This window comes from Pseudomonas sp. VI4.1 (genome assembly GCF_002029345.1).
Lineage (GTDB): Bacteria > Pseudomonadota > Gammaproteobacteria > Pseudomonadales > Pseudomonadaceae > Aquipseudomonas.
Map to the genome: position 1 here is coordinate 20,864 of NZ_MULM01000105.1, position 7,111 is coordinate 27,974.

Here is a 7,111-nt window from a genome sequence, read left to right on the forward strand (position 1 = left end):
TTGGCCTGCCATTGGCCGTGCTGATTATCTGGCTGCCGCGCCTGCGCTCGCGACCCATCACCCAACCTCCTGCCGACAACGCCGACGCCCTTGGCGAGTTGACTCGCGATCTTTCCTACACCACCAGTCATAACGCACTGTCGGCCGCCGGCGTCGCCTATTCGGTCAAGCAACTGGCCGACAGGCTGCAATCGCAACTCGGTGCCGCCGCGCGGATCGTCAGCAATGCCGAAGTGATGATCGCCACCGAACAAGCCACTTCGACCCTCAGCCACCAAGCCCTGAGTGCGGCCAGCGAGGCTCACCGCAGCAGCGCGACAGGGCGCACGGAGCTGATCGAGTCCATTGCCCGCATGCATCAGCTCAGCCAGCGCGCCAGCAACAGCCGGGAGCTGATCGAAGCCCTGAGCCTGCGCAGCGACGAGATCCAGCGGGTGACCCTGGTGATCCAGTCGATCGCCAGTCAGACCAATCTGCTGGCACTCAACGCGGCAATCGAGGCGGCCCGTGCCGGGGAGCACGGTCGCGGTTTTGCGGTGGTGGCCGATGAGGTTCGCGGGCTGGCCGCGCGCACGGCGATCGCCACTGGCGAAGTCGGGGAGATGGTCGCCGATATCCAGCAGCGCACTGCGCAAGTGGTGGAGCAGATCCGCCAGCTGTCCAGTGACCTCGACACCGGCGTCGAACAGGTCGAGCACACCGGCAAGCATCTGGACAACATCGCGCGTCTGGCGGCAGGCGTCGAAAGCCAGGTGGGGGACATCGCCAAGGGTGCGCAGACCAACCGCGAGCAACTCGACAGCCTGTTCCACGCCATCGAACAGATGCGCAGCGATCTGGCGGTCAGCGACCAACAGACCCGCCGCCTGGCCCAGGCGGCCGTGCAAATGGAGGGTCAGGCCGAAACCATCAGCGAGCGTTTGGCCGAAGTCGGGCTGGATGACTATCACCAGCGCATTTATGACCTGGCCCGCGAAGGCGCGAGCCGGATTGCGGCGCGTTTCGAAGCGGATATCGACGAAGGCCGAGTCAGCCTCGACGACCTGTTCGATCGCAATTACCAGACGATCCCCAACACCAGCCCGGCCAAATACCAGACCCGTTTCGATCGCTACACCGATCAGGTCCTGCCGGCGATCCAGGAATCGTTGCTGCCGCGCCATGAAGGCCTGGTGTTCGCCATTGCCTGCACCCAGCAAGGCTATGTACCGACCCATAACAAGGCCTTCAGCCAGCCATTGACCGGCGACGCGCAGGTTGACAGCCTGAACAACCGCACCAAACGCAAGTTCGCCGACCGCACCGGGCTGCGCTGTGGCAGCCATCAACAGGCCGTGCTGCTGCAAACCTATACCCGCGACACCGGTGAGCTGATGCACGATCTCTCGGTGCCGATCATGCTCAAGGGCCGGCACTGGGGTGGACTGCGCCTGGGCTACCAGCCGGAAAAGCCGCGCTGAGCATCTTATTGTTACTTGTTGCGCAAAAAAGATGTGCACGCCTGTGACTGTTTCTTTGTGAATGGACTCATTATTCTGCCTACATAGTTAGGTGGCTAATGAAATTCACGAGGTCAGCATGCAAGGCAGGGTCGATGTAGCGGTGATGATTGGCAGCGGTGTGCCCGCCAGCTTGCGTGCGATGGGTCAGAGAGTCTGCTGGGTGGTGCTGCTGGATGGCGAGCGCCGGGGGACGGCGTTTTCCAGTCGCGAAGAGGCGCAAGAGTGCAGGGCTGCCTGGCTGGCGCAATTGAGCGCCGGAACACCCGACAGCCTGCATTGAATCAAAGGCTAGTGAACTTGATGCATGCGCAGGTTGAGGTCGTCGACCACCCGCGCCCAATCCGCGTCTTCGCGCAATTGCTCTTTCAGGAAGCCGGCTTGCTGCGGTGTCCAGAACTCGGCATCGATGAGTTTCTTGTCATCGGGCAGCGGGGAATGGCTGGCGATGAAATCGTCGATGGCTTTCTCGGTGGAATCCAGGCCGAGTTGGTCGAACAAGCCTTTCAAGTCGTGTGTAGGTGAATCCATCTTCATCTCCTTACTGGTCACGCGGATGCGAGATCTGAGGTGCGGCTTCATTGCATCTGAGGGAGCCGCGCTTCAGGAGTTCGATAGCGATGTTCGAAAGCAGGAATGAGCATAGACTGCAAACGGCTGATCAGGCTTTCAATGCGCCTTCATCGACGGCAAGCTTCAGGGCTTTGGCGGCTTCCTGGGCGGCGATGGCGGCGACGTCGGAGGTCTTGAACCAGCGATCCTTCTCGACCTGGTGATAGGTCACGGTGGTCAGCGGTGGTTTGGCGCGCATGATAATGACTGCCTGGAATTCGCCTTCGACCTCTCTGGCTTCGCCCCGGATAAAAAATTCACCGATATCAAATTCCGTCACGTAGCCGCCTTCCCTTGGAAATATTATGGTGTGGAACGCCGCCCGCCCTGGGGTTGCGGTTCGTTTGATCGGCCAGTATGGCAGTAGTTGCCTGCCGGCGGCTGAGTTAAGTCGCCGGCATGACGAAACGTCCAGGGGGGTGAAGGTCAAATGCGTGACTCGAGGGCGCGGGCGAGGGCGCAGGCTTCGTTATGGTCGCCGCGGAAACCCCTTACATGGCCCGTGGCGATGTCCTTGATATGGAAGAAGGCATTGCCCGCCAGAACCACCTGGAATCGCAGTGCGACAGGAGGCGGCGCGGGAAAGTCATGGGGCGGGAACACCGTCGGGGGCCGGGGCGCCGGGTCGCTGGTGTAGAATGGCTGAGGTTGAGCGAAGTGGGTCAGTGTGCACATGGGAAGTCCTTTTCGTAGTTTTGCCGACGCGTGTACTTCGTTTTGGCTAGTCTCGGTGAGCATCGCTGCTCTAGAATCACCACCACTGGTGGGCGATTGATGTTTATCTAAAGCAATTTTTTGCTGGTGATATGTCAGAAAAGTGCTTTTTTTTTAGCGTTTTTTCCCTAAAGTTAGTAATCCGTTTTTTCTGACCGTTAGCAGGGCGTTTTCCTTCAACCTCTGACGAACGCCAGGCAGGACGACGCGAATGACATTCCAGTAGTCTTTTCACGCCTCGCGGTGGATGAGCGCTCAGCCATCCTCAGGATTTCAACCGGGTCATTTGGCTAAACCCTCGGCATTGCCGCTTTTTTCTGCTGTGCGCTTTTTCCGTGTGCGGCATCATTTTCAGATGTGGGGATGTTTCCTTGGCAGTAAGTAATCTCGATATGCATGCCTTGTTCGTGTTGGGTGATTTGCGCGCAAAGCTGGTCAAACAGTTCCAGTCACGTTTCGTCTACATCACCGAACAGAACGCTGAAGGCATTTACATTGCCGAAATCGATACCGAGTCAGCGCTGGTGGTAGACGACAAGCCAGGGCTCAAGCTCAAGGTCGGCGATCATTTCAGCGCCTCCGTACTGCCCAGCCGCGAAGGCGGCAAGCTGGACATCAAGTTCCGCGATATCAAGCTGACGGTCTACGGGCTGGGCGATTACGCGTTCGTGACCAGCGTCGACGGGCACGGGATCCTGTTCAAGGAAGGACACAGCGTGGTGATGGTGTTTGCTGCCCACCAGCAGTTGCAGGAGGGCCTGACCAAAACCCTGAAAGCCGTTACCGCCAAGGCTGCCAAATGGCGCAAGGGTGAACTGGTGACGTTCAAGGCCAGCGAGTAATGCCTTCGAAAGCAGGAACCTCTACTACAGTCAGTTGACTGAGTATTCAGAGGCTTTGCGGTCTTCTGCCAGGCCATCCTGCCATTGCTGTGAACAGCACGAGGTGCAAAACCATGAACGGATTTCGACGGCTGCTGGCCGCCACCCTGGTCGCGTTCGGTTTGTTGGCTTCACCCGTTCCGGTGATCGCTGCCCAGGCGCCGATCCATTTTGCCGACCTGAACTGGGAAAGCGGCAGCCTGATCACCGACATCCTGCGGATCATCGTCGAGAAGGGCTACGGCTTGCCGACCGATACCTTGCCGGGGACGACCATCACCCTGGAAACCGCCCTGGCCAACAATGATATCCAGGTCATTGGCGAGGAATGGGCCGGTCGCAGCCCGGTGTGGGTCAAGGCCGAGGCCGAAGGCAAAGTGGTGAGCCTGGGCGATACGGTCAAGGGCGCACCGAAGGCTGGTGGGTGCCGGAGTATGTGATCAAGGGCGACCCGGCCAGGGGCATCAAGCCACTGGCGCCGGACCTGCGCAGCGTCAGCGACCTGCCCAGATACAAGGGCGTGTTCAGCGATCCGGAAACCCCGGGCAAGGGGCGCTTCCTCAACAGCCCGATCGGCTGGACCTCGGAAGTGGTCAACAAGCAGAAGCTCAAGGCGTACGGCCTGGACGACAGCTATGTGAATTTTCGCAGCGGCTCGGGGGCGGCACTGGATGCGGAGATCAGTTCGTCGATTCGCCGCGGCAAGCCGGTCCTGTTCTATTACTGGTCGCCGACGCCATTGCTTGGCCGCTTCAAGCTGATTCAGCTGCAAGAGCCGCCGTTCGATGCCGACGCCTGGAAAACCCTGACCGACGCCGATAACCCGAATCCGAAACCGACGCGCTCGCTGGCCTCGAAACTGTCCATCGGCGTGTCCACGCCCTTCCAGAAACAGTACCCGCAGATTGCCGAGTTTTTCAGCAAGGTCGATTTTCCGATCGACCCGTTGAACAAGGCCCTGGCCGAGATGAGCGAAAAACACACCGCGCCACGGCAGGCGGCGGAGGCGTTCATGAAGGCGCACCCGGATGTGTGGCGGGCTTGGGTGCCCAAGGATGTGGCGGATAAGGTGGCTGCCGAACTGAAGTGATGCAGTGAGCTGATGCCGCCTTCGCGAGCAAGCCCGCCCACATTAGATCTCCTGCGAACACAAATTTTGTGTACGACAGATATCAATGTGGGAGTGGGCTTGCTCCGGGCGGCGTTCCGACGAAGCTTTTGCCTTTGCTTTAGAACCTTGTCTGTACTGCCAACTCGAAGGTCCGCGGTGTCCCCAGGTAATACGCCGGCGACACATGGGCAAACTCGGCATACACCTCGTTGGTCAGGTTGCGCACGCGGCCAGTGACGGTGGTGTGCTGATCGACCTTATAGCTGAGGAATGTGCCAAACAGCGTGTATGACGGCACAGTCAGGGTATTGGCGCTGTCGGCAAATACCGAAGCCACGTACCGCGCATCGACGCCGCCTCGCCATTGCCGCGCGAAGTCATAGGTCAGCCACAGATTGCCGACCCGGTCCGGCACGTTGGTCGGTGTATTGCCTTCGCGGGAAACCACCACGCCTGCGGCGTTCTTCTCGGTGAATGCGTCGTACCGGGCATCGACCCAGGCGAAGTTGCCCTCGGCCAGCAACCTGTCGGTGATGCGCAACGAACTGGCCAACTCAATGCCCCTGGATGTCTGCTGCCCCACTGGAATGCTAAGGGTCGGGTCCAGTGGATCGGTCACCGCGAAGTCCTTGCGCTCGATCGTATACGCCGCCACCGTCGCCGACCCGCGCCCGTCCAGATAATCGAACTTGCTGCCCACTTCCCACTGCTTGCCGGTGGATACGTCGAAGTCCTGGGTACCATTGGGCTGTTCGGCGGCGGTGCTGTATTGCACATAGACGTTGGCGGCGGGAATGAACTGGTAGGTCAGGCCGACTCGACCGGTCACCGGCTCCCAGCTGCGTTTCACGTGCCGGGGATTGCTGGCGATCACTTCCCGGTGATTGGTCACGTCCAGGTCGATGTCGTCGTAACGCAGGCCGGTCAGCAACGCCAACTTGTCGGTCAGCGCCAGGCGGTTTTCGACGAACAAGGCCTTGGTGGTGACCTGGTTGGTCTTGTCGCTGACGAACCCCGGTCGGGTGCCAGGTATGTCGTAGAAATGCCCCGGCTGCAGATTGTCCGGATCGACCGTGCTGGCGCCTTTGACGTTCAGCGGCGAATTGGTGGTCTGGTTGACCTTGTATTCGAAACCCCCGGACCAGGTGGTCTCCAGGCCGAACAGGCGGTTGTCGTGGCGCAGTTCGAACTGGTTGCCGTTCTGCTCGCCCTGGTGTCGCACCTGATACGCCGTGGAGCGGTTCACCGCGCTGTTGTCGGCGTTGTACTGGTAGGTTTCCAGGTTGCGGTAGTCGCGCTGGCTGTCGAGGTGATAGAGGGTGTTGCGCAGGCTGGTGCTGTCGTTGATCCGGTAGTCGATGATCGAGCGGACCCAGATCGTCCGTTGTTCGTAGCGGCCATCCTCGACGTTGTAGTTGTTGAAGCGGTTGTGCCGGTCGATTTTCAGTTCGCCGGCCTTGGGATTGAGTACCGGTGTGCCCCAGTAAGGGCTGTCTTCGTGCTCGTCCTGATATTCCAGGGCCAGGGTGTGGGACAGGTTCGGTGTCAGGTCGCTGAGCAGGGAAAACGCCACGCTCCAGGCATCGCGCTCCTGGCGGTCGATGTAGCCGTTGCCGGTGTTGTGGCTGACGTCCAGGCGGGCGTAGTGCTGCACGTTCGCGCCGGCCTCGCTCAGGGCGTGGTTGAGACCGAAGGCGGTTTCGGTGGCGTCGTAAGTGCCGTAGCTGACCCGACCTTCGACGGCCTGCTCGGCACGGGTGGCCAGTTTGGTCACGTAGTTCAGCGAACCGCCCACGGCGCCGGCGCCATTGATCAATGACGATGGGCCACCGACCAGTTCCACCCGGTCATAGATCCAGGCATCCACCGGCCGGGCGAGACCGCCGGAGACGTTGATGCCGTTGAACATCTGGGTGATCTGGCTGCTGGTAAAACCCCGGTAGGACACGAAGCCGCCGAAGCCCGGCGGTGCACTGGCATTCACGCCGGGCAAGGTGTTGGCGGCGTCCTGGAAGTTTTGCGCACCGTGGCCGCTCGATGTCGTTGCGTTGGCGATCGCCACCGAGGCCGGGGTGTCGCGCAGGCTCAGGCCCAGGCGCGAGGCCATGCCGCTGGACTGATCGAGGCTCAGGCCCGGCTCAGCCGCCGCCTCTCCATCAACAGTGATGGGGGCGAGCTCGACCGTGGATTGCGCCCAGGCGTTAACGGACAGGCAGCCGAACAGGCTTGCCAGCAAAGAAATGGTTTTCATCGATGAATCCTGAATGCTTGGCTAGGGAACGGCGCACAGGCAA

General features: G+C 60.5%; 7 protein-coding genes and 1 pseudogene. 4 read left to right on the forward strand and 4 right to left on the reverse strand.

Annotation, left to right across the window (positions count from 1 at the left end; all coding sequences use genetic code 11):
- The first annotated feature begins 236 nt into the window (after positions 1 to 236).
- Together BZ163_RS05745 and BZ163_RS05750 are read left to right on the forward strand one after the other, a co-directional pair.
- Entirely contained in the window at positions 237 to 1,460 is a 1,224-nt protein-coding gene (locus tag BZ163_RS05745; protein ID WP_371916787.1) for a methyl-accepting chemotaxis protein, read from the forward strand.
- A 118-nt stretch (positions 1,461 to 1,578) separates the two neighbouring features.
- Positions 1,579 to 1,782, forward strand: a complete 204-nt coding sequence (locus BZ163_RS05750; RefSeq protein WP_128870126.1) for a hypothetical protein — start codon at positions 1,579 to 1,581, stop codon at positions 1,780 to 1,782.
- Positions 1,783 to 1,790: 8 nt separating this feature from the next.
- Here the strand turns inward: BZ163_RS05750 and BZ163_RS05755 are convergent, their stop codons facing one another.
- The 3 genes from BZ163_RS05755 to BZ163_RS05765 form a co-directional block, all read right to left on the reverse strand.
- Positions 1,791 to 2,030, reverse strand: coding sequence for a DUF2789 domain-containing protein (locus tag BZ163_RS05755; RefSeq protein ID WP_128870127.1), 240 nt, complete (start codon positions 2,028 to 2,030; stop codon positions 1,791 to 1,793).
- A gap of 130 nt (positions 2,031 to 2,160) precedes the next feature.
- Entirely contained in the window at positions 2,161 to 2,391 is a 231-nt protein-coding gene (locus BZ163_RS05760; RefSeq protein ID WP_033057642.1) for a hypothetical protein, read from the reverse strand.
- Positions 2,392 to 2,537: 146 nt separating this feature from the next.
- A complete protein-coding gene (locus BZ163_RS05765) occupies positions 2,538 to 2,786 on the reverse strand; it encodes a hypothetical protein (protein ID WP_128870128.1) in 249 nt (82 codons plus the stop codon).
- Positions 2,787 to 3,217: 431 nt separating this feature from the next.
- Here BZ163_RS05765 and BZ163_RS05770 point away from each other — a divergent pair, with 431 nt between their 5' ends.
- Together BZ163_RS05770 and BZ163_RS05775 are read left to right on the forward strand one after the other, a co-directional pair.
- The gene (locus tag BZ163_RS05770; RefSeq protein WP_178110437.1) at positions 3,218 to 3,667 is read left to right on the forward strand and encodes a hypothetical protein; all 450 of its coding nucleotides are present in this window, start codon (positions 3,218 to 3,220) and stop codon (positions 3,665 to 3,667) included.
- Between the two features lie 113 nt (positions 3,668 to 3,780).
- Positions 3,781 to 4,796 (forward strand): annotated as a pseudogene (locus BZ163_RS05775) (ABC transporter substrate-binding protein).
- Between the two features lie 139 nt (positions 4,797 to 4,935).
- Here BZ163_RS05775 and BZ163_RS05780 read toward each other — a convergent pair.
- A complete protein-coding gene (locus BZ163_RS05780; protein ID WP_128870130.1) occupies positions 4,936 to 7,068 on the reverse strand; it encodes a TonB-dependent siderophore receptor in 2,133 nt (710 codons plus the stop codon).
- Between the last annotated feature and the right edge of the window lie 43 nt (positions 7,069 to 7,111).

Coding starts and splice junctions, on each gene's coding strand:
- BZ163_RS05780 (WP_128870130.1), bottom strand. CDS start 7,068: ATGAAAACCATTTCTTTGCTGGCAAGCCTGTTCGGCTGCCTGTCCGTT.
- BZ163_RS05765 (WP_128870128.1), bottom strand. CDS start 2,786: ATGTGCACACTGACCCACTTCGCTCAACCTCAGCCATTCTACACCAGC.
- BZ163_RS05770 (WP_178110437.1), top strand. CDS start 3,218: ATGCATGCCTTGTTCGTGTTGGGTGATTTGCGCGCAAAGCTGGTCAAA.
- BZ163_RS05755 (WP_128870127.1), bottom strand. CDS start 2,030: ATGGATTCACCTACACACGACTTGAAAGGCTTGTTCGACCAACTCGGC.
- BZ163_RS05750 (WP_128870126.1), top strand. CDS start 1,579: ATGCAAGGCAGGGTCGATGTAGCGGTGATGATTGGCAGCGGTGTGCCC.
- BZ163_RS05745 (WP_371916787.1), top strand. CDS start 237: ATGATCGCCACCGAACAAGCCACTTCGACCCTCAGCCACCAAGCCCTG.